Genomic DNA, 26,963 nt, shown 5'->3' with positions numbered 1-26,963 from the left:
TGTAGGAGAGTCAGGCTGTGGTTAGTCAACCACTGGCATTGCAATTCTACGGCTTCTTGAACGGACGTCTGGCGAAATATTTTTTAACTGCTAGAATATACTGAAGTATGAAAAAAAGCAGATGCGTAAGCTTAGAAAAGAAATGCAGATCATATTTCAGGACCCATTTTCATCCCTGGACCCGCGAATGTCGGTTGGAAAGATAATCGCCGAGCCTATCATCATTAATAAGCTCATACAGGACAAAGATGTATTAGAGAATCGTGTGTGTGAACTTATGGAGATCGTTGGTCTTGCACCGCGCCTGATCAACAGTTATCCACATGAGCTTGACGGCGGCCGCCGCCAGCGTATAGGCATTGCCAGAGCCCTTGCCTTGGAGCCGCAGTTTATTGTCTGCGACGAGCCGGTGTCAGCGCTTGACGTGTCGATACAGGCTCAGATACTGAATCTCCTAAAAACCCTGCAGAGGGATATGAAGCTGACATATCTTTTTATCACTCACAATTTAAGTGTTGTAAATTACTTCTCAGATGATATAGCAGTGATGTATTTAGGGACAATAATAGAAAAAGCGCCTGCTGAAGTGTTGTTTGATAATCCTATCCACCCATATACGAAGGCGCTTATCTCCGCTATCCCTGTGCCGGAGCTTCGTAATAGGCGGGAACGTGTCGTATTGAGAGGAGAAATCACCTCTCCTATCGATCTTCCAGACAATTGTCGTTTCAGCCCCAGATGTAATTATGCAAGAGATCTGTGTCGTGAATGCCAGCCCAAATTAATTGAGTATGAGCCAGGACATTTTGTTGCCTGCCATGATGCTGATATTCACAGTCATGGCAGCGATTAGACAGTAAAAGCGAGAGCTTTTCTTTTATGTAAAGGAAGATATAAATGAAAATAAAATCTATCAATACAGGCCTTTTATTGTCCCCGCTGAAAACACCGTTTATAACAGCAGTGCGGAGCGTAGATGTACTGACTGACGTGATCGTTCGAATAGAAACAGATTCCGGTTTAGTAGGCTGGGGAGCGGCACCGCCAACGGCGAAGGTAACTGGGGAAACGGTAGGCTCCATCACGGGGGCGGTCAATGAAGTAATTGCGCCGCTGCTGTTGGGAAGCGACTGCGAATATCTGGAGGGGAACCTAGAACTCCTTGATGGTGCGTTACTGCACAACACTAGCGCAAAAGCGGCTGTGGATATAGCGCTACATGATATATGGGGAAAATCCATAGGGCAACCCGTTTGGAAATTATTTGGAGGGAACGGTAAAAGTATAGCTTCTGACGTAACGATAAGCCTTAACAGCCCTGAAGTCATGGCAGCGGATACAATCGCCGCGGTAGAAAGAGGTTTCTCCATTGTAAAAATAAAGGTTGGAGGTGAGGTCTCTCTGGATTTTGAAAGGCTGAAGACAATATTTAACGCTGTCGGTTCTGATGTCAAGGTTCGCTTGGATGCCAACCAAGGGTGGAAACCCAACGAGGCGGTGAAGATATTGAACGAGATGGAAGCCGCGGGTTTCGCCATAGAGCTTGTGGAACAGCCTGTAAAAAGCTTTGATATGGATGGATTGAGATTTGTTACGGAGCGTTCTCCGTTTCCGGTAATGGCTGATGAAAGCTGCCAAAGTGTCAAAGATGCTATTGACGTAATAAAAACACACGCTGCCGATATGATAAATATAAAGCTGATGAAATGCGGTGGGGTCAGGGGGGCACTGCGGATAATATCTGTTGCTCAGGCTTTTGGGGTCAAGGTTATGGTAGGGGCTATGCTGGAAGGCAAGGTGTCCGCGGCTGCGGCGGCGCATATCGCATCGTCTTTTAGCTGTGTTGCCAGCGTAGATCTTGATGGCCCCAATTTATGTTCTGAGCATCAGGTGAGCGGTGGACCTGCCTTCACTAACGGCCCTGAGATACACATGAACGACAATGCCGGATTTGGAATAACGGATGTTCCAGGAGCTGTTTGGAATTGACTTGCATTATTCCTAAGGTGTTTTAATCAAAGCGCAGCACACATCATTAGCAATATAGCTGAGGCGATAAAAAAATCCGGAAGAATATCTTCAGGATTTTTTTATCGCCTGTATCTTTTATTCCTCTTCCAGCTGCCGGTGCGGCGGGGTGCATACGCCGACTATTACGGCTTCGGTATCGCAGGGATTGAAGAGGCGGAACGGTTTTGAACACTCATAGTAGATGTTGTCGCCCTCGTTCAACGTGTAAACGCTGCCTTCCTGCTCGAACTCCACTGTGCCGCTGAGGACGAGGAAGGATTCTTCGCCGGGGTAAGAGGTGTATACGCCCTCAGGGTCCTGATAATGGGGAGCAAGTCTCATTATCGCGCACTCCATCTTTTTATTTTTTACATTATGCTGGAGCAGTTCGTACATAAGTGGATCTCCCGGGCTGCCTATAATCCGGCGTTCATCTTTTCTGACGACAATATTATCCACCGGATCGGTGTCAAAGAAATAGAGCATGAGCACCTTGTAATAAGAGGCCAGCTTTCGGAGCACAGATATGGAAGGCTCGACCTTATCCGTCTCTATCTGGCTCAGGTAACCCTGCGACAGGCCAGTTGCCTCTGCAACCTCTTTCAGTGTGGCTCCGCGCTCTTTACGAAGTTTTTTTATGCGCCCTCCTATCAACTGCTCTCCCTCCTGCCTGGTGGAAATTTGTAATTCTATAATAATGATATACCTAAATCGGACAGGTTTCAATAGATGTGAGAAATAATTTTTTAAAATTAAAATTTTATCTACACCAAATATTTGACAAAATCTAAAATGCACTATATACTTTCACGCGGGTCAGAAAAAATACGGTTAAAAATAAAATATTAGAGTGAATATCAGTGGTACAAGACAGCGCTTTGTCGAGCCTTTGTGTTCACGCGCTTTTGTTTGGATGAAACTATTGTGTCATCAAATGTTTTGTATATAAAAATATAAGGGAGGGCAGTCGATTTATATTTGTGGAGGGAAAAGTACCATAATTTTTGGGAAAGGGGTAATTAAAATTGAGAAAGTTCGCGCATATAATCTCTCTTTTAATTCTTCCGCTGATCGTTGAGATCGTCTACAGCACGCTGAAGAGCTTTTTGCTTAACGACACTCCTATCTGGAGTTTTGAGGTAACAATATTTCTTTACGGGACATTTTTTATGTTGGGAGCGGCCTATTGCCATATGAAAAAGGCGCATGTCGCCGTAGAGGCGCTTGCTCCCTATCTCAGTATCAAATGGCGCAGGAGATTCGCCGTATTTTCAGAGGCGGTAGTCCTTTTCGTCGTCCTGACGCTTTTGGTTGTAAGTATCCCCAACGCCTGGCGTTCTACGATGATGCTTGAGCGTTCCACGCACCAGACTCCCTTCAATCCGCATGTATGGTGGTACCGGTGGATCATACCTATTTCGTGCCTGCTTTTGTCCTACCAGTCTGTCCGTGATATGGTCGGAATCATTACGGGCAGAGGCACGGATAAAGAGAGAGAAGATGCTTTAGAGGAGGAACGCTCGGATGTCAAGTGATCTCTATCCGCTGCTGATGTTTGTCTTACTCTTCGTACTGCTCGCAGTCGGAGTGCCGATAGCTTTTTCGCTGGCGGCTGTTTCTATAATTTTTGCCTATTTTCTCTGGGGATGGGGAGCTCTCAACCTGCTGGTCTCCGCAACCTGGGGGGCGATGAACAACTTTGTGATCGTGGCTGTGCCGCTCTTCATATATATGGCCTATATATTACAAAAGACTAATGTCGTCGCCGACCTCTATGACACTATTTTCAAGTGGTCCGGCGGGCTGCGCGGCGGTCTGGCGATCGCGACGGTCATCGTCGGCGCCATCCTCGGCGCGGTTTCGGGCGTCGTCGCCGCGGGCGTTATCGGCCTCGGGCTTATCGGCCTGCCGCAGATGCTCAAGCATGGGTACAATAAAAAACTTGCGCTTGGCTGCGTCCTGGGCGGCGGTACTCTTGGCCAGCTTATTCCGCCAAGCACTAACATGGTCCTTTATGGATGTGTGACCGGGGTTTCCATCGGCGGCCTTTTCGCCGGAGGGCTCTGCGCCGGAGGTCTGCTGGCGGTACTTTATATCGGCTATGTGCTAATCGGGGCTCTTTTTAATAAAGATTTCGCGCCGGCGCTTCCTCTGGAAGAGCGCGCGAGCTGGGGCGAGAAATTCCGCTCGCTGCGGGGTGTGGCGCTTCCCGCGCTGCTTATCGCGATCGTTCTCGGTTCGATACTCAACGGTATCGCGACACCTACGGAGGCGGCGGCCTTCGGCGCTGCGGGAGCCATCATCATTGGCCTGTTAAACAGGCGCCTTACCTGGGATATCGTCTGGAGCTCCTGTTATGAGACGCTCTCGATCACGGCGATGGTCGGCTGGACGATGATCGGCGCCTCGGCCTTTGGCTCGGTATTTTCCGGCCTCGGCGGCAACACGATAATTGCCGATATGGCGATGAACATGCCCGGCGGCGCGACGATGGTTTTTTTTGTCTCCGCGGCCTTCATCTTCTTTCTGGGGATGTTCCTCGAGCCGGGAGCGATCATCTTCCTCGCGGTGCCTATCCTTGCGCCAATCCTCTCGCAGCTCGGCTATGATCCGCTTTGGGTCGGCCTCGTATTTAACGTGCTGCTGCAGTGCGGCTATCTCTCTCCCCCGTTTGGCTTCAGCCTTTTTTATCTCAAGGGCTGCGCGCCGAAGGATGTGGACATCATGGAGATATACCGGGCCGCTCTGCCCTTCCTTGCCCTGCAGGTTGTATCTGTAGTATTGATCTTCCTATTTCCGAATCTTGTGCTTTGGCTGCCCAGACTTGCGATGGGACGCTAAGTTATAGAGCAGTAAAAAACTTTAAGGGGGAAACAGTAATTATGAAGAGTTTTAAGGTTATGGCACTTGTTGCGCTTCTTCTCGCGGCCTTTTCCGCGCAGAGCGCGGACGCGGCGATCAGATGGCGCGTTGTTACCCACGCGATGCCTGGTACCGAGCAGCAGAAGATCGCCGAGGATTTCTGCAAGACGGTCAAGACGCTCTCACAGGGAGAGCTGGTGATCGAGCCCTATGCGGCGGGAGTCCTCTTCCCGGTATTCGAGACATTCGACAATGTGGCGAACGGCGTCGTCGATATGGCGATGGTCTACGGAGCTTACTGGACCGGCAAAGATCCGCTCTTTAATCTCCAGACACGCCCAGGCTGCCCGCTCAACACCTACGCGGAGGGCGCTTACCTCGATGAAAAGCTCAAGCCCTTTTTCTCGAAGCTCTACGCCAAGCACCGCATCAAGTACCTTGGCCATATCATGGAAAGCCCTATCTATGAGCAGCTGATGTCAGTCGTTCCGATCAACAAGATCTCCGACATCAAGGGCAAGAAGATCCGTACCTCCGGTTTTGGCGCGCTTTACTACCGCGTGCTTGGCGCGACGACCGTCTCGCTCTCCGCTCCTGAGATTTACACCGCCTTCCAGACGAAGAACATCGACGCCGCGGAATGGACCTTCTGGGATGAGAACATGCGCATGGGCTTCCACGAAGTCGCCAAGTATGTCGTCGATCCCGCCTTCCAGAACGGGACCTGCGAATACTTCCCGCTCGTCGTAAACCCCGGGAAATGGGAGAAGCTCCCGCAGCACCTTAAAGATATCATCATCGTCGCCCGTGACCGCGCCCGCTACCAGTCGGCGATGGTATATGTCGCCGAGGTAAAGGCGCGCGAGAAGTGAAAGGAAAATCCGAAGATCAAGATCGTCAGATGGAGCCCCGAAGATGAGAAAAAGGCGCGTGAGACCGGTCTTAAGCTCATCGTCAACGAGTGCAGCAAGACCCCCGAGGGAAAAGAGTATCTCAGAATATACCGCGAAACCCTGTGGGAGCTCGGCTACAAACAGGAGGCTAAGTTTATAGGCTACACGCCTAAGAAGAAATAACGCCGCAATATGCGAAATGGCCGGGTCTTTAATGAGCTCCGGCCATTTTCGCCTCTGAGGGGTTTGCGTAAAAAATTGTACTGTGTTAGTCTACTTTAAATTAAATGGTGTATTTATAATTGATGGAATCAGGAAGGCGGCCTGACTGGTGAATATTTTACCGGAAATACCATTTTTAATAACCTTCATGTTCATAATTTTTCCTCTGACGGCCCTGGCAGCGATCACGATTTACTATTATTACGCGATGAAGGCGGAGAGGGCGCGCGAAAGGGAGGTACGCGGCGAATGAATACTATGCTCACGGTATCCGCCATTTATCTTGTGATATTTATAATGATAGGTTTTATCGCGACCCGCTATTTTTCCAGCTCCGCCGAGGGCTTTTACCTCGGTGACCGTGATTTCGGCGCGATACCGACGGCGCTCAGCGCGGGCGCGACCGATTCGAGCGGCTGGATATTTACCGGCGCGGTGGGGTTTGCCTACGCCTTCGGTGTTTCGATGATGTGGATATGCGTGGGCTACACCTTCGGTTATTTCTTCAACTACATTTGCCTGGCGCCGGCGCTGCGCCGCTACACCAAATGCACGGGCGCGATGTCGATACCGCATTTTTTCGGCGTACGCTTCAAAGAACACTCTAAGCTGCTGCGCGGCGTCTCCTCGCTGATCATCACCCTTTTCTTTGTCATCTACACCTCCGCGCAGCTCACAAGCGCCGGTAAGGCCTTCGAGGCCCTCGTCGGCTGGGATTACGAACATGCGATATGGGTCTCCGCCTTCCTTGGCACCTCCTATGCATTTCTTGGCGGCTACCGGGCCGTCGTCTGGACCGATGTGGTGCAGGGCTCGATCATGTTGCTTGTGCTGCTCGTCTCGCCTTTTATCTTTATCTTCTATCTCGGCGGCTGGCATGCCTTTTGGGAGCGCGCCTTCGCGCTCGATCCCATGCTGCTGAACGCGACAGCGGGTATCGGCGGATACGCCGGTTTTGCCTTTGCCTTCGGCCTCGCCGCCGGCGGGATCGGTCTTATGGGGCAGCCTCAGATACTGCAGCGCTTTATAACGGCTCGCGACGACAGGACGCTCATCACCTCCGCCGTTATCGGCGTATTCTGGATGGTCACCGTCGTCAGCGGGGCTACTCTGATCGGCCTTATCTGCCGGGTCATCATGCCGACGATCCACGACCCGGAGTTTGCCTTTCCCGTGCTGATAAAGGACAGGCTGCATCCGATGGTCGCCGGCGTTGTGCTGGCCGCGGTATTCTCGGCGATCCTTTCTACGCTTGATTCTCTGATAATGGTAGTTTCCCAGACGGTGCACCTGGACATCATAGAGGGTGTATTCAACAAAAAGCTCTCCGACAGGTGGGCGACAGTAGTGGGACGTATCGTGATCGTCTCCGTTGGTGTCTGCGGAGCCTGCATCGCCCTTTCAAATACGCGCATGGTATTTTGGTTCGTTCTCTACGCCTGGGCGGTAATGGGGGCCTCCTTCGCGCCGCCGCTGATCCTCGGTTTGTACTGGAAACGGGTCACGGCGCTTGGCGCGTTGGGGGGCATCATCACAGGCGGCGTCGTGACGGTGCTCTGGTATAATACGCCGTTCCTGAAGGATATCATGTATGAGATGCTTCCCGCGGCACTCTCTTCGACCTTTGTCACCGTGGCGGTGAGCCTCATGCAGAGCCAGCCGCCGGACGGCGAGGCGCAGATCGCGCTCGCGAAGCGCTGACGGCTGTTAATTGATAAGAGAAAAACAGCGGCGTCCCGCCTGCCTAATTTCCTGTCCGCTACTGCGGACAAGGGCCGGCAGGGAATGCCGCTGTTTTGTGCTTTAAGGGGATTTTTATTCTATGGCCTTGTGTACCTGCCGATGAAGATTATCGCGCCCGTCGTGTTGTCCCTGATGATGTAGATGAAGGGACGCTCGGCGCGGAAAACGACCGCGTCGTCGTCGGGTGCGGGCATCGAGGTGCGCATCATGATGACCGCCGTCGCCGCCGCCGCTTCTGTTCCCTCTTCCGCCACTTCAATAAAGGTCTTGTGTACGATGTTGCTGATGTAGAGATCATCCAGACCGGTAATGCCGGAGAAGTCGGCCGCCTCGGGGCTGAAGGCGGATGGCATGCCCATTTTTGCCAATGTCTGCGCCAGCTCATAGTCGTTTTCCTGCTTGAATTTCGGCAGATATATCTTTACCTTCTGCGGCGTCATCGCCGCGATCCACTTCGAGAGCTGCTCGGCGCTCAGCGCCTTTTCCAGCGTTTCAATGTCGGATTTTTTATCGGGAAGCAGCACGAGCATGGAAAAACGCCCTCCCTTGTAGGGCAGCTCCACGATCTCCGCGTCGCTGAGTTTTGCGTAATCGACCTGCTCTCCGGTGCGGTTCATCGTCAGCACTTTAACGGAGCGATCCGGGCTTATCCAGAAGGGGCGCGGCACGGTATTTACCGACTGGAACTCCTCAAGCCAGGAGGATTTGAAGTACACGGCGTTCGTGAGCACCATCAGCGTCTCTTTGCTGAGCACGCCGGGGCCGATGATGTCTTTTATCCTCTGCTGCGTCTGCTTTTCCACCCATTTGTTTATCGTCTTGCGCGCCGACTCGGGGTTGGCTCTGTAATTGAGCGGCGTCAGTCCCGCGTTATAATAGTCGCGGACTGTCTGCGCGTATTCGGGCAGGATCTTCTCCTGTTTCGCGGGCCAGACGGCGTTTGCCGTGTGCACCTGCGCGATATCCTGTGGCACCGAGTTTATCTCGTTGATGAGCGCGCCCATATTCTTGTGGATATCCGGCGACAGAGAGAGCACCTTTTCCATCTGCTGCTCCGTAATGCCGCGCGCGCCGGCGTAGGTCATCGCGAGCGCCGAGGTGACGCTGTAGGGCGAGATAAAAAGATTGCGGTGTCCGCGCTCAGCAGCCACCTGCCGGTAAAGGTCGAAGGTAAACTTGTTGACGGCGTAGGCAGCCTTTGCCGAGAGAGTTTTGGGGTTCGGCGTAAAGCCGCCGTTCGTCTCGATAGCCGTCAGCCCCGCGCGGATCGCCACCATTTCTATGTCGTTGCGTATGGTGTTATAGTCGTAGCCCGCCTCTTTGAAATATGGGCGGTAGGCGCTCGCCAACTGACGCATGCTGGACAGCTCCGCGTCTCCGAGCTTTGTAATGTCGTTTTCCGCGTGTTTGAGCGCCATCACCACAAGTGCCACCACCTGCTCGGGCGTGAAGGCGCTCTTGCCGGGGACGACCTGCTCGCCGATCAGCCCTTTGGCCGAGAGATTGCTTAGAGAATGATAGGTCCAGTGAAAGGGCGGTATCAGATTCGATATATTCGCCATCGCGATATTTGGCGACAATAGTGCCGTGACCAGCACCAGCGTAATGATTATTCGTTTCATCAAATTACCTCCTGTAATTGGCTGCATTTCTGCTCCAATCACAGATTATAGCCTAAAACGCGGACGAGCGCTCCTTGGTTTTGCGTGATTGGAGGATAAAAATTTGTTCCATAGTGTTAAAATTATTCAGGAAGCGCCGGTTAAATCGTTTTATCGGCTAAATAGCTAAGGTGTATTCCGCTGATTGGATGTGTCTGCCGCGAGGCGTACGGCGCATATGGCCGGCGGACCAATATATAAAAGATACTTAGGAGTGTGAGACCAGATGAACGAACTGCGAATCGACCGTGAAAAATGCACCAAATGCGGAACATGCCTGCGCATCTGCCCCGCGGGGATAATAAAGTTTGGCGACGACGGGTTCCCGGAAATGTCGGAGAAGCACAGCGGACGCTGTATCCAGTGCGCCCAGTGCGTGCTCTTCTGTCCGACATATGCCGATACCCTCTCCTTCATGGATCAGGGAAAGATCGTGAGGAGCGAGGATATAGTGATGCCCACGGCGGAACAGGCGGAAAATCTGCTCAAGACGCGCCGCAGCATCCGTAAGTTCAAGGATGAACGTATTCCGCGCGAGCTTTTCGCGCGGATATTCGAAACGGTGCGCCAGGCGCCGACGGCGGTGAACTATCAGCCCATACGCTGGGTGGTCTCGGACGAGCCGGAAAAGACCAAGGAGATAACGAACCTTATCCTCTGCTGGTTCCGCGAGGAGATATTCAAGAACCCCACGGACCCCGGCTCGCTGCTCGGCGCGGCGATGATCGCGAAGGCCAAGGCGGGGGAGGACGCGCTGCTGCGCGGCGCGCCGCATGTCGCGGTCGCGGTTGTGCCGAAAGAACACCGCTGGCCGGAGGACGGGGCTATCGCCCTTACCTATCTTGAACTTGCAGCTCATGGACTGGGGATAGGCTGCTGCTGGGGCGGTTACCTGACGATGGCGATCAGGAGCTTCGCGCCGCTGCGGGAATATCTTGGGATCGGTGAGGACGAACACGTCTGCGGCGCGCAGATGATGGGCTGGCCCCAGCTTCGCCCGCTGCGTCAGTACCCCCCGCGCCGGGAAGCAAACATACATTGGCTGTAAACGAAGCCTGCCCGCTGACGATCGGCATTCTGGCCCACGTCGACGGCGGAAAGACCACTCTGACGGAACAGATGCTCTTTAAGGCCGGCGCCGTTCGTTTGCTGGGGCGCGTGGACGACGGCAGCGCGCATACTGATTTTATGGACTTTGAGCGGCGGCGCGGCATCTCGGTCCGTGCCGCCTCCGCGCTCCTAGAATGGCGGGGCGTAAAGATATATATCATCGATACTCCCGGCCACAGCGACTTTTCCGCCGAGGTGCAGCGTGCTGTGCGCACGATGGACCTCGCCGTGATCGTCGTCTCCGCCGTAGAGGGAGTACAGTCGCAGACTGAGCTCATCTGGCGCTCCATCGATAAGATGGGCATTCCGGCGCTCTTCTTCATCAACAAGACCGACCGCGTCGGAGCCGACGTCAAGTCGGTTATGGCGGAGATAGGGGAGCTGACTGGAACCGCGTCGCGCCTGATCGATCTGGAGGATAAAGAGTCTCTTGCGGAGACGCTTGCCGAATATGACGACGCGGCGCTGGAAAAATACTTTGACGAAGGAGCCGGTGCTTTCGGCGAAGATGAGCTTGACACGCTTCTGAGAGATTCCTTTTACGCGCGAAAACTCATTCCCTCCCTTTGCGGGGCGGCGCTGAAGGGCGAGGGCGTCGAGCCGCTTCTGGAGCTGCTCGCACGGCTGGCAAGGGCGCAGGACGCCGCCGGGCCTCTTTCAGGAGTCGTTTTCAAAGTGGAACATAACCCCTCGCTCGGACGCGTGGCGCATCTGCGCCTCTTCTCAGAAACGCTGAAAAACCGCGACAGCGTGCGCAATGTCACCCTGGGACGCGACGAGAAGGTGACGCAGATACGCGATGTGCTGGGCTCTAAGGAAAAGGACAAGGGCAGCCTTTGCGCCGGAGAGGTGGGGGCGGTCTACGGTCTGACGGGGACCGTCAGCGGAGACATCATAGGCGACCCCTCTTGCGCGCCCCCCGTGGCGGAGATCGCCGCGCCGGTGCTGCGCGTGAAGGTGACGCCCGCGGAACCGGCGCAGTATCCCGCGCTGGTGGCCGCCCTTTCGGAGCTCTCCGCCGAGGACCCGCTGCTGGACGTCATCTGGGAAAAAGAGCCGCGCGAGCTGCTTGTGCGCGTGACTGGACTGCTGCAGATAGAGATACTGCAGATGCTGCTTGCCGAGCGCTTCGGCCTTGAGGCGGCTCTCGGCGAGCCGATGGTCGTCTATAAAGAGCGTCCGCTCAAACGCGCGCACGGCTACGTCGAATACACCATGCCCAAACCCTGCTGGGCGGTGATGGACTTTGAGATCGAACCGCTGCCGCTCGGAGCCGGCGTCGTCTTTGAGAGCACCGTGGCAAACGATAAAATATATACGCGCTACCAGGCGCAGGTGCGCCAGACCATCCCGGAGGCGCTGCGGCAGGGGCCGAAGGGCTGGGAGGTCACGGACGTCAGGATCAGGCTTGTCGGCGGCGAACACCATACTGTGCATACACATCCCCTGGATTTCATGCTCGCGACGCCGATGGGGATCATGGACGGCCTCGTGGCAAGCGGCACGGAACTTCTGGAGCCGATGCAGAAATTTCGCCTCACCTTCCCGGAGGAGGCGAGCGGCAGGCTTATCGGGGAAATCGTCACGATGCGCGGCACCTTTGACAGCCCCGTCGTGCGCAAGGGCAGCTTTACGATGGAGGGGCTGCTGCCTGTCGCCTCCAGCATGGACTTTCCGCTGCGCGTGGCCTCGCTCACCGGAGGCCGGGGCACGCTATCCACAACCGCCGCCGGGTACGCTCCCTGCCCGCCAGGCGAAGGATTTGAGGTGCCCTACCGCGGGGTCTCGCCGCTGGACCGCGCGAAATATATTTTGTACAAACGCGGAGCCTTAGGCGCATAAAGAGAGGAGAATGACGATGGAAGATAAATATACGCTGGCCACTAAGATAAGGGTGCGTTACAGCGAGACCGATCAGATGAAGATCGTCTACAATGCCAACTACCTTGACTGGTTCGAGGTGACCCGCACCGAACTCTGCCGCGGCTGGGGCCGCCCCTATACCGAATGGGAAAAAAACGGGATGATGCTCCCCGTCGTCGAGGCCTACTGCCGCTATAAGCATCCGGCCTGCTACGACGACGAGATAGAGCTGTGGGGCCGCGTCTCTGAGCTCAAGGTCCACAGCATTAAGTTTGAATACCGTGTCGTGCGCGCCTCCGACGGCAAGCTGCTCACAGAGGGGTGGACAAAGCACGGCTGTACAGACCTGAACGGCAAATTATTCAAAAAAGAGCATCCCTTCTATCTGTGGGTCCTTTCGCTGCTGGGGAATGAGGGCTGAGGCCGCCAGAAAAAGGGGCTTTCTGCTTGTTGAGCTGATCGCGGTGCTGGTGATCATCGGAAGCCTCTCCTGCATCTCTCTTCAGGCCCTTTCAGATTCGCCCGCGAGAGAACGGCGTATAATACAAAACGAGGCGAAAAATTTTTGTACCTGGATAAAGTACCGGATGGCCGCAGCGGCGCGCGAGAGTGCGGAATTTCGCGTCATGCTCACGCAGAACACAGACCGCAGCTATGAGGTGACCATAATCTGGCTCGGCGGCGCGAAAAATTTACGGCACGAGATATATTCTTTCGATGAGGCGGCACTGGCCTACGAGGGCGTCCACGAATTAATTTTCTCCGGTCGTTGGTTTACGCTGACCCCAGCGGCCACTTTTATAGTAAAATCAAGGAAGATTCCGGAGGTCAGGTATTTTGTGACGATCTCCGGTACCGGATATATGGATATCAAAGATAAATTATAGGAGCGGGTCTGTCGTGGATAAAAAATCATGGCATAACGAAATAGATTTTCATTGCAGCTTTGGCCTTTGGCCCTTTAAAAAAAGCCTCGACATTACCCCTGCCGGTTTTTTGTACTGCGGAGAACTATTTCCCCTTAAAACGATCACCCGGCTCCGCTGGGGCGTGGATCAGAGGCGTGGCGGCCCCTTCCCGAAGATGCGCTATCTCGCCACCTTCGGCACCGAGACCCGTGAATTTACGATCAAGACCAAACAGAAAGATTTCTATGAACATCTTACACAACGCTTCTGGCGCGCGGTGGGGAAGCGTCTGATGGCTGAGATGCTTGACGGCCTGCGGAAGGGAAAGGACTACCGTTTCGGAGACTTCTCCGTCTCCGACAATGGTCTTACCGTGACGCAGAGAGGGCTCTTCAAGGGGTCGCAGTCTGAATTTTATGAATGGAAGCGGCTTAAATGGGGCATCGTGAACGGGAACCTTGTATTCACCCCCGCGGAGGCCACCGATAAACTGCTTACAAGCGCCTCCTTCCTGTGGGTGGACAACACGCATATCCTGAGCGTCGCGCTGGCGCTCCTCCAGAAACAGACGAAGCTTGAGCGGCTCAGCTCCATCGCCGACTGAGGCTTTTACGATGCAGAAGCGTGTAAGGCGTGTCCCGCGCCCCGACTACATAATTCCCCATCCTGAAAGCGGCGCCGCTTACGAGGGCGTCGCGGACGTAAAAAACTCACCGTACTTCAAGGCTCCGGATTTCTTTACCATGGAGAGCAACGACAGGGGACTGACGATACTCACGAACTATCCCACCTATCAGCAGACCGCCTGCTACAGCTGCGGCCCCGCGGCGGCGCTGACGGTGCTCTGGTACTTCGGCGTTACCGATTATGACGAACCGGAGCTGATGCGGCGAATGGGTTCCAGCGGCACCCCCAACGAAAGGGGCGAGGGCGGTACCTGCACCGCGGGGATGTGCCGCTTCTTTGAAGAGATCGGCTGGAGGGTGAGCTCAAGCCTGCATGAATGCCGCGGCGGCGAGCGTCTCTTTAAGGATGCCGCCACGTTCAGGGACTTTGTTATCCGTAATCTGCGGGCTGGGCTGCCCATCATGGTGGAGAACATGCGCTTCGGCGGCCACTGGCGCGTCATCATCGGTTACGATACCATGGGCACAGAAACGACGGCTGACGACGTGCTTATCTTTATGGACAGCGACGACGTCTGCGACCACTGCCAGGACGGTTATACGGTCGCCTCCGCCGAGGAATTCTTTCACACCTGGCGCGATATCGGGGCGCTGCCTCCTGACCAGCGTGTGCAGCAGTACCTGATCGCCTATCCGCCGGATTTCAAATCTCGGGAAGAATAAAGCAATCGGATAAGACAAAAGAGAAGAGCCATGCGGCTCTTCTCTTTTGCTAAATCCTGTTAAATAAGTAAGGCTTACAGAGCAACCTTGCTGTACTGGTCACGCATGCCTTTTACTGCGGCTGCGAGTGCCTCGGGATCGAGGACCATTTCCATCATGGAAATCTGCTCTTCCCACTGCGCGGGATCGCACTCTGAACGAATAGCTTCATCAAAGATGTGATACACGGGGAGTCCCAACGAGACTCCAGCAAGCGGGCCTGCGAAGGTCGGATCGCCGTTCGTGACGGTTTCGGCGTAGATTTCTGCGCCTTCCGCGTCTGAAGAACCTAATACTACTACACAGTTCTCGGCTCCAAACTTCTCAGCGGCGTCTTTAATACGCTGCTGGTTCTGCAGGTCCATTGCTCCTGCCGCGGTTCAGACAAAGCATTCTGTCGCTGAGAATACTATCTCTGCTCCAGAATCCTTAAGGCACGCTTCCATCGCGGGCCCAGGTACGCCGTCTCTTTCGCCAAGCAGGAGAAGTTTCTTACCACTTAATTTGCCCATGGACAAGATACCTCCTATTTGTGTTTTATGCTAAATTGGACGCGTTCGTCCAACTATCGCCTTACTTAATAAGGTTTTCAATCTCCGCTCTGATCGACTCGGCTGTGCACTCTTCCTTTGAGAGGCGCTTTACCTCTACTCCGTCCTTCCAGAAGAGGAAGGTGGGAAGGCCCATTACGCGGAAGCCCATTGCCACTCTCTTGTTGGTTGAGCAGTCGACGGAGGTGAACTTCACTTTACCCTCGAATTCCTTCTCCATCTCGTGATAGTGGGACATAAGACCCATGCAGGGAACGCACTGAGGTCCCCAGAAATCCACTACTACGGGTATTGACTTCTCTTCGCGTACTTCGGCGTCGCAGTTTTCTTTTGTAAGTGCAATCATTGTAGTTTGCCTCCTGTTTATATTTTAAAAGTCACAGCTTTTAATATCTATTTCTTATCATATCATCCGCCAGTCAGAAAGTCGACCTTAAAATGATATTTAATTTCCCTTTTCAGCCTCGATAATCATAGCGTCGCGCAGCGTCCGCTGGAGCATCTGGCGGTCAATTACTCCGAAGTCCTCGCCGGGCTCCGGTAAATTGTGGTTCTCCCGCTCCATCCGGTAGCGTTCTCTCGCCTTGCCGAGCGATATCAGCCCGTCCCTGTCATACTGTCGGTCATTTTTCTCTACAACCAAAGACCGGTAGGGGCCGCGCATAATCGGCACATTCGAAGGCAAAGGGGCGGATACGAGCTTCCATCCCTGCTGAAGCATATCTTCTGTCTTGTCGAGAACCTCCATCGGCGTCCCCTCGACGAAAACTATCTCATGCGGCACCGCGGGGCCTGTCTCTATCCAGCTGTTGTTTGTAACGATACGTAACTCTTTTGCCGTCATCTCTATCACCCGGTCTCCTTAGCTCGTGCCGCTTTGTATAATATGATATTTTACAGCAAAATGCAAAGGCTGTTTTTGTGCATTTTTATAAAAATGATAAGAGAATTGCTGAAATATGTGGATTTTTTGTTCGGATAAATATTTCTGGAGAAGAGGGCGGCGTTTGAAGCCGCCCCCTGATAGTTTAAGTCTAGTTCTTTTCGAAGATTGTCTGCTCTTCGATAGGCGTTGTCATTGCCTTGAAGGCGCGCATGAGCAGCTCTCTGCGCGTCGCCTTGTCGACCTCGGGGCCGAGTTCGGGGTTTCCGGCGGGATGGGGGATCGCCACGCCGGGGACTATTCTGTTCGTTCCGACTGTGAGCATGATAGGAACAATCGTCGCTATCTGGACGACGGGGATGCCTGCCGCGTTTTCGATCTCTCTTATCATCGATGCACCGCACCGAGTACAAGTTCCTCAGGTGGAGGTGAGGATCACGCCGTCAACGCCGGCCTCTTTCAGCTTCGCGCCGATCTCCTGCCCAAACTTCTCTCCGAAGGCGACGGCCGTGCCGGTGCCGGTCGTGGTGTAGAACTTGTCGTGGAGTTTGCCGAATACGCCCTCTTTTTCAAGTTCGCGCATGACGTCGATGGGAACGACTACATCGGGGTCGAGGTTTGCCCACTGACGGTCGTAGCCGCCGTGGATCGACTCGTAATTATCGGGCGTCATATCGTAGAGGCTGGAGATATCATACTCGCCGAAGCTCTCCGCCGAGGAGACGCGGATGCGGTCGGGGTTGCCCTTCGGGACGATACCGCCGGAGGTGACGAGCGCGATCTTCGCGTGCTTCAGATCCTTGATCGGCGCTGCCGGGGGGATCTTCTTGAAGGTCGGCATCTCGTACTCCGTCTGGAACTCTTCGCCGCGGAGCTTCTTGATGAGCATCTCTACCGCGCGCTCAGCGCCGCTCTTCTCATGGAAGAAAGACTTGCGCATGCCGCGGTGAATATAACCCTCGGCCTTCGCAGGGCCCATCGGTTCGCCCTTCGCAAGCTTGAGGCCGAGCTTCGCCATTACGGGAAGGGCCTGGCCCATGCCGCGCGCCGAATCGGCGCAGGGAACGATATAGGTCTTCTTGGAATAGAGCTCCACTCCGGGGTTCTCAGGGTACATTGAAGTTACCGTGGGGATTCCGAGCTCGGCGGCTACCGTGGCCGCGATATCGCCGCAGGCGAATCCGTAGCGTCCGGCGTTGAAGGCGGGGCCGGCGATGAAGAGGTCGGGCTTCTTAGCCGCCACCATCTCCAGGCACTTGGCGCGGGCCTCTTCCGTGTGCTCTCCGTAGTAACCGTCGCCGCAGATGACGGTGGCGACTATCTCAGCCTCGCCGCCGAAAGCGGCGTTAAGGCCCATTCCGGGACCGACAATACCCTCGCGTATCTCGGGCTGGTGGTCGGCCTTCTCTTCTCCGCCGATACCGGCGTAGAACTGGTTGATATAATGAACAACTTTTAAGGTCATTGTGATTACCTCCCTATACCCATTCGCAGCCGAGCTTGTTGAAGCCGATTTCAGCTGTGGAAGCGATGATGGACTGAAGCTCTACGTACATTGAGCCGTCGGGACGCAGGCTTTCCTCCGCGCCGCCGGAAAGGACCGCGATCGATTCGGGGTAGCCGATGACCTTGTCCATGGCGGAAACTTCGATCATCTCGTTGACGTTGCCCGTGGAGATGAAGCCCGTGAGCTCCGGCGTGGCGTCGGCAAGGCTCTGGCTCGCGCCGTCCGTACCGGCCGATTCGTCGGATACGAGGACCGCCTTGATGCCGGCGTTCTCAAAATTCTTCGCGTTGAGGCAGAGGTCCGTATCGGGGTTGCCGTAGCCCTCTTCCGAGACGATGACGCCGTCGGCGCCGAGCTGCTGCGCGATCGAGAGGTTCATCTGCGAGGCGCGGATCTTACCGGCGAGCACCGTGCTCTCCTGCGTGGGAACCATGCCGAGGAAGTTGATCTCTTTGCCGTGGCGGGCATACAGCGCCTGGACTATGGGGTTGTGGCAGTGATGCCAGGTGGTGTTCTTGTCGCAGGCCGAGACGCAGTTTCCTGAGACCATCGCGCCGTCGAGGACTTCGTTCGGGTGGATGAGCGTCGGAAGCGAGGGACGGAGGTCTGCAGCATAGAGATAGGTGTCGTGCAGCAGTCCCTGCGTGATGTTCATGCAGACATAGATGACCTTCGGGAGATCGGGATACTTCTGGCTCTCCTCAAAGGTGTCGCCCTTTTCAAATACCGCGACCTCGTCGGCCTTCGCGCCGTTCTCTTCCGCGCAGCGGGCGAGGTAGACGGCGAGCTTAAGTCCGGCTTCGCGGAGCGAAGTTTCGTAAAGGTGCTTCTCAAGATTCTCTACGGGCTCTACCGAGAGGACGATGTTATATGTTTCTGAGAAGGGTGAATAGGGGGCTGCGGGGCCGCTCATGTCGATGAAGCCCTCCTGGAAGGCGACGATCGGGCCGCAGGTGACTACCGCGGTGCCGTCAAGGACGAGGGTCTCTCCGTTTCCCGCCTTCTCCATGGGAGCCATGAAGCCTGGGAAATAATTGCCCTTGCCGATCTTAACGCGGGGTTCGACCGCATCCTTGACCGGAATGATGCGCATCTTCTCACCGGGGCGGGCAAAGTCTATGCTCACCTTCGAGAAGTTCCTGTCCTCGGCGACGAGGGCCTCGGCTTCTTCTTTGTTGACATAGAGCACGCCGTTCTTTACGTGGGTTTTCTCTGCAAAATCAAGTCCCTTGATGTGGACCTTATGCAACTCCAAACGCATTTTGCATTCCTCCTTTTTATTGATAAAACAAACATTAAATTCTTTTTGGAAGATTAGGTGCTTCAGCCACTTTGTCTCCCTATTCACATTCTAACTATATGCGGGGCAAAATACATTATTCCTAAGAACATAAAAATGATATATAATAAAAAATGAACTATGCTCTTGAATAAAAAATCCGGGAGTAGTTTCTCGATGTTTAAGAAAATGGCGCAGAATATCGCAGAGAGTACAAGCGAGGTTATCGGACGCGGCGTTCTCGTTACCGATGAAAACGGCATCATTATCGGCTGTAATGTAAAGAAAAGGGTTGGGACCTTCCACGAACCCTCCATGAAGGTGATGCAGGAGAACAAACCATGCGTCACCTACAGCGACGAGGCGAAAAAAATGCCCGGCGTCTACCCAAGCTACACTCTGCCTATACAATTCTTCGACAAAGTCATCGGCTCCATCTCGATAACCGGCATGCCCGATGAGGTCAAGCGTTTTGGGCTTCTCGTGCAGAAACAGGCGGAGATCATGCTGCGCGAACAGGCCTTCCTCGAATCAAACCTTATGCGCGAGCTCGCGCTGCGCAACCTTGTTGAAAACGTCGCCTCCTACGACGCCTCGCAGGGTATGGGCGAACTCATCACCCTTCAGGGCAAAGAGCTTGGCGTTACCCTCACGCGCTGCAAAGCCTCCGTCGTCGTCGAGATGAAAAAATGGAAAGACGAGTCGAGCGAAAACGCCTATCAGATTATGGTGCGCGAGCTGCGCTCCGCCTTCTCCCATCCGCGTAATGTCATCTGCCCTCAGCGGAACCGGCGCGTCACGATCTTCGTCACGCCGAATCGCCCGGGAACCAACGACGACATCACACAGAACATCGAGGGCATCGCCCACGGCTTTATAGAGAACCTGGAAGACAAAGGCATCACCGCCGACATCGCCGTAGGCTTTCCCGCAAACGATTTGAACGGACTCGCCATCTCCCTGCGCTCCGCGCGCGACGCGATGCGCCTCGCGGGCCAGCTCAAACTTTCCGGCGTCATTTCCGCGCGCAGCCTCATCAGCGAGGCGCTGCTCGACCTGCTCCCGGTGGGTAAACGTGAAGAATTCGCCGACCGCACCCTCGCGGGGCTCGAGGGACGCAACGACTACGAGGAGATGCGCGACACCTTCCTCGGCTGGTGCGAATCCCCCTTCGCGAGCGGCGAAGTGGCCGAGCGCCTCGCGATGCACAGAAACAGCCTTCAGTACCGCCTCAAAAAAATCCGCGCCCTCACCGGCAAAGACCCCTGGAACTTCAAAGACGCCTTTGAGCTGTGGGCCGCCTTTGTGCTGAAGAACATCAGCAGCGGGGAGAAGAAAGTGTAAATCGCTATTTATCTCTTTATTCTGTCCGAAGGGAATCGGCGTTTAGAAGTGCGAGTTGCTAAATAACTTTGGGCTCTGGAACCGGAGCCGTATTTTCATACGGCGATTGCAAGGCAATGTCCCCGCCACAGGGCGGGGACATTTTCAAATTATCCATATTGCCGCAGCATGCGGGTGCGCCTGCAGCAGGATACCAGAGCCCAAAGTTATAACGCAAATCGTGCTTATAAACGCCGATTTACCATGTTTGACCTCTCATAACCGAGTGTATATAATACCATGATGTATAAATGAAAATTCTTCATCTAAGAGGGAGAGATATAGATGCCGTATGATTTTTCCGCCATTGAACCGAAATGGCAGAAAGCGTGGGCCGACTCGAAGATTTTTGAGGTAGAGGTCGACCACAGCAAAGAGAAGTTTTATTGCCTTGAAATGTTCCCCTATCCGAGCGGGGCGCTTCACATGGGGCACCTGCGCAATTATTCGATCGGCGATTTGCTGGCAAGGTTCCTGCGTATGCAGGGGCTAAACGTCCTCTATCCGATGGGCTTCGACGCCTTCGGCATGCCGGCGGAGAACGCGGCTATCAAGAATAAGACGGCTCCCTCCGACTGGACCTGGAGCAATATCGAGCATATGACGCAGCAGCTCAAGCACGCGGGCTATAGCTACGACTGGCGCCGCCGCGTTGAGACCTGCAACGTTAACTATTATAGATGGAACCAGTGGCTCTTCCTGCAGTTCTACAAGAAAGGGCTCGTATACCGTAAGCATGCGCCCGTCAACTGGTGCGACAAGTGCCAGACGGTGCTCGCCAACGAGCAGGTCGTCGACGACGGCGTCTGCTGGCGCTGCGGCACTCCGGTCACGAAGCGCGACCTCGACCAGTGGTTCATCCGTATCACGGACTACGCGCAGGAGCTGGTTGACTGCCTCGACGACCTCAAGGGCTGGCCGGAGCGCGTCGTCACGATGCAGCGCAACTGGATAGGCCGCTCCGAGGGCGTTCACTTCGAGATGGATATCGCCGATACTGATCTCAAGCTTGAGGCCTTTACGACGCGCATTGACACGATCTTTGGCGTCACCTTCGTCGCGATGGCCGCGGAACATCCCTATGTGGAGAAGTTCGCGGAGATGGCGGGCGGCGAAAAGGCCGCGGAGATGCGCGCCTTCGCCAAGCGGATGGCCTCGCGCAGCACAATCGAGCGTACCGCCGTCGGCACCGATAAAGAGGGTATGGATACCGGCTTTTTCGCCGTCAACCCCGTCACGGGGGAGAAGTCGCCGATTTGGATCGCCGACTATATCCTCACCGATTACGGTACTGGGGCGATCATGGGCGTTCCCGCGCACGACCAGCGCGACTTCGATTTCGCGCGCAAATATAATATCCCAGTCATCACCGTCGTCCGCCCTGTCGACGAACCGGCTCCCGACGGAGCGACAATGCCCGCGGCGGTGGCCGCCGACGGCGTAGCCTGCAACTCCGGTTTCCTCGACGGCCTGCCCACGGAAGAGGCGATCGCCAGGGCCGCCGAGTGGTTCGAGGAACACGGCAAGGGCAAAAAAGAGGTGCAGTTCCGGCTCCGCGACTGGCTCATTTCGCGCCAGCGTTATTGGGGAACGCCGATCCCGATGGTCTACTGCGACCACTGCGGCATCGTCCCCGTGCCGGAAGAGCAGCTTCCCGTCGAGCTGCCGCTTGACATCGAGATGCCCGCGAACGGCGGCAATCCGCTTGCGCAGCGCCCCGACTGGTACAATACGACCTGCCCTGTCTGCGGCGGTCCGGCGCGCCGTGAAACGGATACGATAGATACATTCTTCTGTTCTTCATGGTATTTTGACCGTTACACCTCCCCCTGGAGCACGGATATGCCATTCGACAAGGAGGCGGCGGCCTACTGGATGACTGTTGACCAGTATATCGGCGGCATCGAGCACGCCTGTCTGCACCTTATTTACGCGCGCTTCTTTACTAAGGTGCTCTCCGACCTCGGCCTTCTGCCCGCCGATATGCGCGAGCCGTTCAAGCGTCTGCTGACGCAGGGCATGGTCATCAAGGACGGAGCCAAGATGTCAAAGTCGATCGGCAACGTCGTCGACCCCGACGAGATAATCAAGAAATTTGGCGCGGATACGGCGCGCCTCTTTATCCTCTTTGCCGCGCCGCCTGAAAAGGACCTCGACTGGTCCGAGCGCGGCGTGGAGGGGGCGAACCGCTTCCTCGGACGTGTCTGGCGTCTTGTCGAGCAGAATCTCGACGGTCTGAGGACCGCCTCCGCTGAACGCGCGGCGATGGATTCCCTGACGCTGCCGGCGGAGCGCGATATGAAGCGCATCATCCACAGCACACTTGACCGGGTCACGAAGGATATCCGCGAAGAGCGGCAGTTCAACACCGCCGTCGCCCGTCTGATGGAGCTGACGAACGCCCTCATCTCCTTCGCGCCGGAGGACGCGAAGGGCTGGAGCATCAAACGCGAGGGCGTCGAGACGCTGCTTTGCTGCCTCTCTCCCTTTGCGCCGCATATCACGGAGGAGCTCTGGCATCAGCTCGGCAACGAGGATTTCCTCTCCGTCCACCGGTGGTTCGAGGTGGATAAGGGCGCGCTTGTCGAGGACAGCGCCACCGTCGTGCTTCAGATAAACGGCAAGGTGCGCGAGCAGTTTACCGTTTCCGCGGGGCTTTCAAAGGAGGACCTGCTCGCCGAGGTGATGTCCCGTGAAGAGACCAAGAAGCGTTTGGAGGGCAAGGAGATCGTCAAGACGATCGCCGTTCCCGGCAAGCTTGTAAATATAGTGGTGAAGGGCTGATGCCGGCTCTCCTCCTGATCGCCGCCTCGGGGACAGCTCAAAGGCGCCTTCTCGAGGAGACCGCCGCCGAGCTTGAAAAAAAAGGATATGTGGCCGCCGGGAAACAGGAGGGAGGGGAGTGGAGCTCCCTCCTCTCCGACAACATGACCGGCGGCCTTTTTGACGAGAGCCGCTTCATCATCGTGGAGTCAGCGCCGCTTTTCGGCCCATTTCCCGAAAAACTTTCCTCTATGATAGACGCCGATTCCTCGGTGACGCTAGTTCTGGTCTATGAGAGCGAGATAAAATCTCAGCCCGCCAAGTTTATACCAAAAGATGTCCTTGCGAAGTGCCGCCTGCTCAAAGCCGCGGAGTTTCCGCGCTGGCCGCGCGAGCGTCAGATATGGGTGGCGAATCTCGCTAAGGAGCTTGGCGTGGACCTCGCGCCGCAGGGCGCGGCGATGATCGTCGAGCTGCTGGAGGACCCGGAGGAGATCCGCGCCCAGCTGAAGAGCCTTGGGTTCCTGAAAAAAAATTCCCCCGTCACCGCCTGTGATGTGGAGGAGCTCTGTCTTGACGACGGAAGCCGAAACCTCCTGCGCCTGCTTGACGGCCTCTGTACCGGGGATTACGCAGGGGTGCTGAAGAGCCTGCACGCGATGGCGCGCACAGGAGACTTGATCCCGACGCTGACGCCGATCCACAACCGCATGCGTCTTGCCTGGTATTCGGGGCTCGGTAAGGACGCCACCGCCTTTGCCAAGGCGCTTGGCGCGAAGGATTACGCTTGGCGCATGGCGAAGCAGGCCGACCAGAGATATGGTCACGGGGCGGTCACGGATTTTATCGCCGCGCTTATCAGGATGAATATAGAGGAAAGAAGCGGGATCGGTTCCGGCTGGCAGGGGCTGGAGACGGCGATAATAGGGCTCATGGGTTCCGCGGGCCATACGCGCCGCTGAAATATGATCTATATTCTAACGACGTATCCGACCGGACATTGATAAAATAAATTTATAAAATAAAAACAGCGGAGCCTCCCATGTGGGATTCCGCTGTTATTTTTCTAATAAAATATAGATATTAGCCTAGGCAGAGAGAGCCTTGACTTTTGCAGCCATGTTCAACTTGCGGCGGGCCGCTGTATTACGGTGGACGACGCCCTTAACTACCGCCTTATCCAGTACGCCCTGAGCCTCGTTCAGCCTCTTTGTCGCAAGATCAAGATCCTTGCTCGCTACCGCCTCCAGGAGCTTCTTCACCGCGTTCTTGCAGCGGGTCTTCCAAAAGCGGTTGTAGATGCGGTTTCTCTCAGTGACCAGGACTCGTTTTTTTGCTGATTTCTTGTTTGGCAATGCCGTCACCTCCTTCACAAAGACAACGAATATCTTAGCACAAAAGTGGGCCGTTGCGCAATAGTTCAAAAAAAAATCGCCAAAAAGATTATTCTTTTCTTGCCGCGGGGGCAAGTCTATGTTATATTTATCAGGTTGTTTATGGGCCAATTATTCTGCAAAGAATTTTTGATAGTTTGATAATGATGACAAAACGCAGGAGGTGTAGTCTGTGAAACGAACATTTCAGCCGCACAATATAAGACGCAAGCGCTCAATGGGCTTCCTTGAACGCTCTGCATCCCCCAGCGGACGCCGTATTCTTAGAAATCGTCGCCGTAAAGGTAGAGCGCGTCTCGCCGTCTAATTTAGCTGTGGATTTCGGTTTTTCATCTGCTAAAAGACTAAAGAGCGGGTGGCAATTTGATCTCGTATTCCGCACCGGACGTCGTGAAACAGGCGCACTGGTGCGGTTGTTGTTTCTTACGAAGGCGGAGGGTCCCGCTATCGCGGGCGTTACGGTGGGCAAGAAGATCGCCGGCGCGGTGAGACGGACGCGCGGACGCCGCGTGATGCGCGAGTCGTTCCGCAGGCTTCTGCCGTGGATCAAAGATGGGACGTGGATTGTCGCCTCTCTGCGGGAGAACGCTCTTGGAGCGAAGGCCGACGAGGTTTACGCGGATATGGCTCTTTCCCTGAAGCGCAGGGGGCTGCTGAAAGCGGAATGGCCCGGCGCTGATTGGAATGTGGATTGCCGGGACGACTGACCGTGCGCTTGGTTTCTTATTGTATGATATTCTGCATCAGGGCCTATCAGGCAGTCCTTTCCCCGCTTTTGGGCGGCGGCAAGTGCAGATTTTATCCTACCTGTTCCGAGTACGCGGCGGAGGCGCTGCGGCGGTATGGTCCCATTACGGGCCTATGGCTTACGATGGCCCGGCTGGTGAAGTGCGGCCCGTGGCACGAGGGGGGCTTCGACCCCGTGCCTGAACCGGCCGAGATAGCAGAACGGAAATGGTTAGGAATGCTCTACGAAAAGACGGAGCAAACTTCGAAAGGTTAGGTGAAAGTTTTGGGCGCGATATGGCACGGAGCTAGCGAGCTCCTTCTGACAATACTCGAGTTCTTTTACGGTATCACTCATTCGTACGGATTGGCGATAATACTTCTCACGATAGCGGTGAGGATTGCGCTTTACCCGCTCAACCAGAAACAGATGCTTTCAATGCAGCATATGCAGAAGATACAGCCTATGCTGAAGGTTATCCAGGAAAAATATGCTAACGACAAGGAAAAAATGAACCAGGAGACGATGCGTCTCTACAAGGAATATAAGGTCAACCCCGCCGCGGGATGTCTGCCGCTTATCGTTCAGCTCCCGATACTCATTCTTCTCTTCAATGTACTGCGTACCTATGATTTTGCGGATACTTCGTTCTTCGGCGTCCTTCTTGGCTCCTCAACGACGGCCGGACTTGCGAAGGCGCTCGGCGTAGCGGCGGCCGCCAACGGCGAATACAGCATAATGTCCGTCCTCTCCGCCGTTCTTACGAATCCCGCCGGACTTTCACATGTTAACTTCTATCTTGGCAATCTGATCCTGCTCATCGGCATCTCCGTGCTTACCTGGGCGCAGCAGAAGCTCTCGGGCGGCAACAATCCCCAGATGGCGATGATGAATACGATTATGCCGTTCTTTATGGCCTTCATCTGCCTTTCGATGCCGGGCGGCGTAATGCTATACTGGGGCCTCTCTTCGCTGATAGGCGTCGGGCAGCAGTATTTTGTCATGAAGAAGACCAGCGAGCAGCTTGCGGTAAAGCCGACGCTCCACAAGAACAAACCGGTCAACACCGCGGACGACGATGATGAGGATGACGAGGATTAATATGAAAGAGACAGATTTAATACCGATGCCTGAAATAGAGAGCGCCGTGGTGGACTGTTCTTCGCTTGAAGAGGCCAAAGCTAAAGGCGCCCAGATGTGGGATATCCAAGCCGAGGATGTGGATGCCACCGTATTGTCCGAAGATAAGAAGCTCTTCGGCCTGCTCGGTTCTACCTATAAGATCGAGATACGTCCCTTCGCGCCGCTGTCCTATATAAAGTCGTGCCATTTCGTCAATGATATACTCGACAAGATGGATCTTGACCTCATCCCCGAACTCACAGACGACGGCATGATAAATCTCGTCGGTGAGGACGCGGGAGTCGTCATCGGCCGCTACGGAGAGACGCTCAAGGCGCTTGAGTACATCACGAATCTCGTCTGTCACGAAGATATGTCGACGAGGCGCGTCCGCTTTGACTGCGGCGGTTACCGCGCCCGCCGTGAACAGACGCTGCGCCGGCTCGCGGAGTCCATCGCGCGCGAGGCGAAGCACAAGGGGACGCCCGTCAGCCTGGAGCCGATGTCGAGCTGGGAGCGCCGCCTCATCCATATCGCGCTGCGCGACAACAAGGATGTGGAGACGCGCTCAATAGGCGAAGAGCCGCTGCGCCGGGTCCTCGTCTGCCCGGTTGGCGCGTCCGCGCGCGGACGCGGAACTGACCGTGGCCGGAGACATTCCCAGCACGGAAAGTTCAATTAACAAAAGGGGAAG

28 protein-coding genes are annotated in these 26,963 nt (G+C 55.1%); 20 read left to right on the top strand and 8 right to left on the bottom strand.

Going from position 1 to position 26,963, the window contains the following annotated elements:
* Nucleotides 1–121 precede the first annotated feature (121 nt).
* Together LIO98_RS13055 and LIO98_RS13050 are read left to right on the top strand one after the other, a co-directional pair.
* Nucleotides 122–853, top strand: coding sequence for an oligopeptide/dipeptide ABC transporter ATP-binding protein (locus tag LIO98_RS13055; protein WP_291957980.1), 732 nt, complete (start codon nucleotides 122–124; stop codon nucleotides 851–853).
* A gap of 44 nt (nucleotides 854–897) precedes the next feature.
* Nucleotides 898–1,989 (top strand): dipeptide epimerase, encoded by a 1,092-nt coding sequence (locus LIO98_RS13050; protein ID WP_291957975.1) that lies wholly within the window; start codon nucleotides 898–900, stop codon nucleotides 1,987–1,989.
* A gap of 117 nt (nucleotides 1,990–2,106) precedes the next feature.
* Here the strand turns inward: LIO98_RS13050 and LIO98_RS13045 are convergent, their stop codons facing one another.
* Complete coding sequence (locus LIO98_RS13045; protein WP_291957971.1) at nucleotides 2,107–2,664, bottom strand: XRE family transcriptional regulator; 558 nt, start codon at nucleotides 2,662–2,664, stop codon at nucleotides 2,107–2,109.
* Between the two features lie 371 nt (nucleotides 2,665–3,035).
* On the opposite strand from LIO98_RS13045, the gene LIO98_RS13040 reads away from it, so the two are divergent.
* The 4 genes from LIO98_RS13040 to LIO98_RS13025 all read left to right on the top strand — a co-directional run bounded on the left by LIO98_RS13040 (nucleotide 3,036) and on the right by LIO98_RS13025 (nucleotide 7,688).
* Nucleotides 3,036–3,545, top strand: a complete 510-nt coding sequence (locus LIO98_RS13040) for a TRAP transporter small permease (RefSeq protein ID WP_291957968.1) — start codon at nucleotides 3,036–3,038, stop codon at nucleotides 3,543–3,545.
* Nucleotides 3,535–4,851, top strand: a complete 1,317-nt coding sequence (locus tag LIO98_RS13035) for a TRAP transporter large permease subunit (RefSeq protein ID WP_291957966.1) — start codon at nucleotides 3,535–3,537, stop codon at nucleotides 4,849–4,851. Before LIO98_RS13040 ends, LIO98_RS13035 begins: the two co-directional genes overlap by 11 nt.
* 59 nt (nucleotides 4,852–4,910) lie before the next feature.
* Nucleotides 4,911–5,744: a TRAP transporter substrate-binding protein DctP gene (gene dctP / locus LIO98_RS13030; protein WP_291957964.1), complete on the top strand. Its 834-nt coding sequence runs from the start codon at nucleotides 4,911–4,913 to the stop codon at nucleotides 5,742–5,744.
* Nucleotides 5,745–6,236: 492 nt separating this feature from the next.
* Nucleotides 6,237–7,688: a sodium/proline symporter gene (locus tag LIO98_RS13025; RefSeq protein ID WP_291957961.1), complete on the top strand. Its 1,452-nt coding sequence runs from the start codon at nucleotides 6,237–6,239 to the stop codon at nucleotides 7,686–7,688.
* A gap of 119 nt (nucleotides 7,689–7,807) precedes the next feature.
* Here LIO98_RS13025 and LIO98_RS13020 read toward each other — a convergent pair whose 3' ends face one another.
* Entirely contained in the window at nucleotides 7,808–9,352 is a 1,545-nt protein-coding gene (locus LIO98_RS13020; RefSeq protein ID WP_291957958.1) for a serpin family protein, read from the bottom strand.
* 265 nt (nucleotides 9,353–9,617) lie between these two features.
* On the opposite strand from LIO98_RS13020, the gene LIO98_RS13015 reads away from it, so the two are divergent.
* Genes LIO98_RS13015 through LIO98_RS12990 form a run of 6 tightly spaced genes read left to right on the top strand, consistent with a single transcriptional unit; the run spans nucleotide 9,618 to nucleotide 14,621 of the window.
* Nucleotides 9,618–10,439, top strand: a complete 822-nt coding sequence (locus LIO98_RS13015) for a nitroreductase family protein (RefSeq protein ID WP_291957955.1) — start codon at nucleotides 9,618–9,620, stop codon at nucleotides 10,437–10,439.
* Nucleotides 10,430–12,343: a TetM/TetW/TetO/TetS family tetracycline resistance ribosomal protection protein gene (locus tag LIO98_RS13010; RefSeq protein ID WP_291957954.1), complete on the top strand. Its 1,914-nt coding sequence runs from the start codon at nucleotides 10,430–10,432 to the stop codon at nucleotides 12,341–12,343. The genes LIO98_RS13015 and LIO98_RS13010 overlap by 10 nt, the downstream gene beginning before the upstream one ends.
* A gap of 16 nt (nucleotides 12,344–12,359) precedes the next feature.
* Complete coding sequence (locus LIO98_RS13005) at nucleotides 12,360–12,785, top strand: thioesterase family protein (protein ID WP_291957951.1); 426 nt, start codon at nucleotides 12,360–12,362, stop codon at nucleotides 12,783–12,785.
* On the top strand, nucleotides 12,775–13,251 hold the full coding sequence (locus tag LIO98_RS13000; RefSeq protein ID WP_291957948.1) for a prepilin-type N-terminal cleavage/methylation domain-containing protein: 477 nt from the start codon (nucleotides 12,775–12,777) through the stop codon (nucleotides 13,249–13,251). The genes LIO98_RS13005 and LIO98_RS13000 overlap by 11 nt, the downstream gene beginning before the upstream one ends.
* Before the next feature lie 13 nt (nucleotides 13,252–13,264).
* On the top strand, nucleotides 13,265–13,876 hold the full coding sequence (locus LIO98_RS12995; protein ID WP_291957946.1) for a hypothetical protein: 612 nt from the start codon (nucleotides 13,265–13,267) through the stop codon (nucleotides 13,874–13,876).
* 10 nt (nucleotides 13,877–13,886) lie between these two features.
* Complete coding sequence (locus LIO98_RS12990) at nucleotides 13,887–14,621, top strand: papain-like cysteine protease family protein (protein WP_291957944.1); 735 nt, start codon at nucleotides 13,887–13,889, stop codon at nucleotides 14,619–14,621.
* A gap of 74 nt (nucleotides 14,622–14,695) precedes the next feature.
* Here LIO98_RS12990 and grdA read toward each other — a convergent pair whose 3' ends face one another.
* The 5 genes from grdA to LIO98_RS12965 all read right to left on the bottom strand — a co-directional run bounded on the left by grdA (nucleotide 14,696) and on the right by LIO98_RS12965 (nucleotide 18,862).
* Entirely contained in the window at nucleotides 14,696–15,172 is a 477-nt protein-coding gene (gene grdA / locus LIO98_RS12985; RefSeq protein ID WP_291957941.1) for a glycine/sarcosine/betaine reductase complex selenoprotein A, read from the bottom strand.
* A 61-nt stretch (nucleotides 15,173–15,233) separates the two neighbouring features.
* A complete protein-coding gene (locus LIO98_RS12980; protein ID WP_291957938.1) occupies nucleotides 15,234–15,557 on the bottom strand; it encodes a thioredoxin family protein in 324 nt (107 codons plus the stop codon).
* Between the two features lie 99 nt (nucleotides 15,558–15,656).
* Nucleotides 15,657–16,055, bottom strand: a complete 399-nt coding sequence (locus tag LIO98_RS12975; RefSeq protein ID WP_291957935.1) for a GrdX family protein — start codon at nucleotides 16,053–16,055, stop codon at nucleotides 15,657–15,659.
* A gap of 190 nt (nucleotides 16,056–16,245) precedes the next feature.
* On the bottom strand, nucleotides 16,246–17,559 hold the full coding sequence (locus LIO98_RS12970) for a glycine/betaine/sarcosine/D-proline family reductase selenoprotein B (protein WP_291957932.1): 1,314 nt from the start codon (nucleotides 17,557–17,559) through the stop codon (nucleotides 16,246–16,248).
* 13 nt (nucleotides 17,560–17,572) lie between these two features.
* Entirely contained in the window at nucleotides 17,573–18,862 is a 1,290-nt protein-coding gene (locus LIO98_RS12965; RefSeq protein WP_291957929.1) for a glycine/sarcosine/betaine reductase component B subunit, read from the bottom strand.
* Nucleotides 18,863–19,057: 195 nt separating this feature from the next.
* On the opposite strand from LIO98_RS12965, the gene LIO98_RS12960 reads away from it, so the two are divergent.
* From LIO98_RS12960 to holA, 3 genes are all read left to right on the top strand, one after another.
* Nucleotides 19,058–20,224 carry a sugar diacid recognition domain-containing protein gene (locus tag LIO98_RS12960; protein ID WP_291957926.1) on the top strand — a complete coding sequence of 389 codons (1,167 nt, stop codon included), beginning with the start codon at nucleotides 19,058–19,060 and terminating at the stop codon, nucleotides 20,222–20,224.
* 324 nt (nucleotides 20,225–20,548) lie between these two features.
* Nucleotides 20,549–23,047, top strand: a complete 2,499-nt coding sequence (gene leuS / locus LIO98_RS12955) for a leucine--tRNA ligase (protein ID WP_291957923.1) — start codon at nucleotides 20,549–20,551, stop codon at nucleotides 23,045–23,047.
* The gene (holA, locus tag LIO98_RS12950; protein WP_291957920.1) at nucleotides 23,047–23,988 is read left to right on the top strand and encodes a DNA polymerase III subunit delta; all 942 of its coding nucleotides are present in this window, start codon (nucleotides 23,047–23,049) and stop codon (nucleotides 23,986–23,988) included. Before leuS ends, holA begins: the two co-directional genes overlap by 1 nt.
* 126 nt (nucleotides 23,989–24,114) lie before the next feature.
* Here the strand turns inward: holA and rpsT are convergent, their stop codons facing one another.
* On the bottom strand, nucleotides 24,115–24,381 hold the full coding sequence (rpsT, locus tag LIO98_RS12945; protein ID WP_291957988.1) for a 30S ribosomal protein S20: 267 nt from the start codon (nucleotides 24,379–24,381) through the stop codon (nucleotides 24,115–24,117).
* A 211-nt stretch (nucleotides 24,382–24,592) separates the two neighbouring features.
* On the opposite strand from rpsT, the gene rpmH reads away from it, so the two are divergent.
* From rpmH to jag, 5 genes are read left to right on the top strand one after another with little or no spacing between them, the layout of a single operon-like run.
* Nucleotides 24,593–24,727 carry a 50S ribosomal protein L34 gene (gene rpmH / locus LIO98_RS12940; protein WP_083829738.1) on the top strand — a complete coding sequence of 45 codons (135 nt, stop codon included), beginning with the start codon at nucleotides 24,593–24,595 and terminating at the stop codon, nucleotides 24,725–24,727.
* A gap of 7 nt (nucleotides 24,728–24,734) precedes the next feature.
* Nucleotides 24,735–25,127 (top strand): ribonuclease P protein component, encoded by a 393-nt coding sequence (locus tag LIO98_RS12935; protein ID WP_291957910.1) that lies wholly within the window; start codon nucleotides 24,735–24,737, stop codon nucleotides 25,125–25,127.
* A 23-nt stretch (nucleotides 25,128–25,150) separates the two neighbouring features.
* The gene (gene yidD / locus LIO98_RS12930) at nucleotides 25,151–25,423 is read left to right on the top strand and encodes a membrane protein insertion efficiency factor YidD (protein WP_291957907.1); all 273 of its coding nucleotides are present in this window, start codon (nucleotides 25,151–25,153) and stop codon (nucleotides 25,421–25,423) included.
* Between the two features lie 9 nt (nucleotides 25,424–25,432).
* The gene (locus tag LIO98_RS12925) at nucleotides 25,433–26,248 is read left to right on the top strand and encodes a YidC/Oxa1 family membrane protein insertase (protein ID WP_291957983.1); all 816 of its coding nucleotides are present in this window, start codon (nucleotides 25,433–25,435) and stop codon (nucleotides 26,246–26,248) included.
* Between the two features lies 1 nt (nucleotide 26,249).
* Nucleotides 26,250–26,951 (top strand): RNA-binding cell elongation regulator Jag/EloR, encoded by a 702-nt coding sequence (gene jag / locus LIO98_RS12920; protein WP_291957904.1) that lies wholly within the window; start codon nucleotides 26,250–26,252, stop codon nucleotides 26,949–26,951.
* The last annotated feature ends 12 nt before the right edge of the window (nucleotides 26,952–26,963 follow it).

The organism is Cloacibacillus sp. (assembly GCF_020860125.1).
Lineage (GTDB): Bacteria > Synergistota > Synergistia > Synergistales > Synergistaceae > Cloacibacillus.
The sequence above is the reverse complement of the archived record's forward strand: the minus strand, read 5'-3'. Positions and strand labels throughout refer to the sequence as shown.

Coding starts and splice junctions, on each gene's coding strand:
- LIO98_RS12965 (WP_291957929.1), bottom strand. CDS start 18,862: ATGCGTTTGGAGTTGCATAAGGTCCACATCAAGGGACTTGATTTTGCA.
- holA (WP_291957920.1), top strand. CDS start 23,047: ATGCCGGCTCTCCTCCTGATCGCCGCCTCGGGGACAGCTCAAAGGCGC.
- LIO98_RS12975 (WP_291957935.1), bottom strand. CDS start 16,055: ATGACGGCAAAAGAGTTACGTATCGTTACAAACAACAGCTGGATAGAG.
- LIO98_RS13020 (WP_291957958.1), bottom strand. CDS start 9,352: ATGAAACGAATAATCATTACGCTGGTGCTGGTCACGGCACTATTGTCG.
- LIO98_RS13055 (WP_291957980.1), top strand. CDS start 122: ATGCGTAAGCTTAGAAAAGAAATGCAGATCATATTTCAGGACCCATTT.
- LIO98_RS13015 (WP_291957955.1), top strand. CDS start 9,618: ATGAACGAACTGCGAATCGACCGTGAAAAATGCACCAAATGCGGAACA.
- LIO98_RS13005 (WP_291957951.1), top strand. CDS start 12,360: ATGGAAGATAAATATACGCTGGCCACTAAGATAAGGGTGCGTTACAGC.
- dctP (WP_291957964.1), top strand. CDS start 4,911: ATGGCACTTGTTGCGCTTCTTCTCGCGGCCTTTTCCGCGCAGAGCGCG.
- LIO98_RS12990 (WP_291957944.1), top strand. CDS start 13,887: ATGCAGAAGCGTGTAAGGCGTGTCCCGCGCCCCGACTACATAATTCCC.
- jag (WP_291957904.1), top strand. CDS start 26,250: ATGAAAGAGACAGATTTAATACCGATGCCTGAAATAGAGAGCGCCGTG.
- LIO98_RS13000 (WP_291957948.1), top strand. CDS start 12,775: ATGAGGGCTGAGGCCGCCAGAAAAAGGGGCTTTCTGCTTGTTGAGCTG.
- LIO98_RS12980 (WP_291957938.1), bottom strand. CDS start 15,557: ATGATTGCACTTACAAAAGAAAACTGCGACGCCGAAGTACGCGAAGAG.
- LIO98_RS13035 (WP_291957966.1), top strand. CDS start 3,535: ATGTCAAGTGATCTCTATCCGCTGCTGATGTTTGTCTTACTCTTCGTA.
- LIO98_RS13025 (WP_291957961.1), top strand. CDS start 6,237: ATGAATACTATGCTCACGGTATCCGCCATTTATCTTGTGATATTTATA.
- LIO98_RS13050 (WP_291957975.1), top strand. CDS start 898: ATGAAAATAAAATCTATCAATACAGGCCTTTTATTGTCCCCGCTGAAA.
- LIO98_RS12960 (WP_291957926.1), top strand. CDS start 19,058: ATGTTTAAGAAAATGGCGCAGAATATCGCAGAGAGTACAAGCGAGGTT.
- yidD (WP_291957907.1), top strand. CDS start 25,151: ATGATATTCTGCATCAGGGCCTATCAGGCAGTCCTTTCCCCGCTTTTG.
- leuS (WP_291957923.1), top strand. CDS start 20,549: ATGCCGTATGATTTTTCCGCCATTGAACCGAAATGGCAGAAAGCGTGG.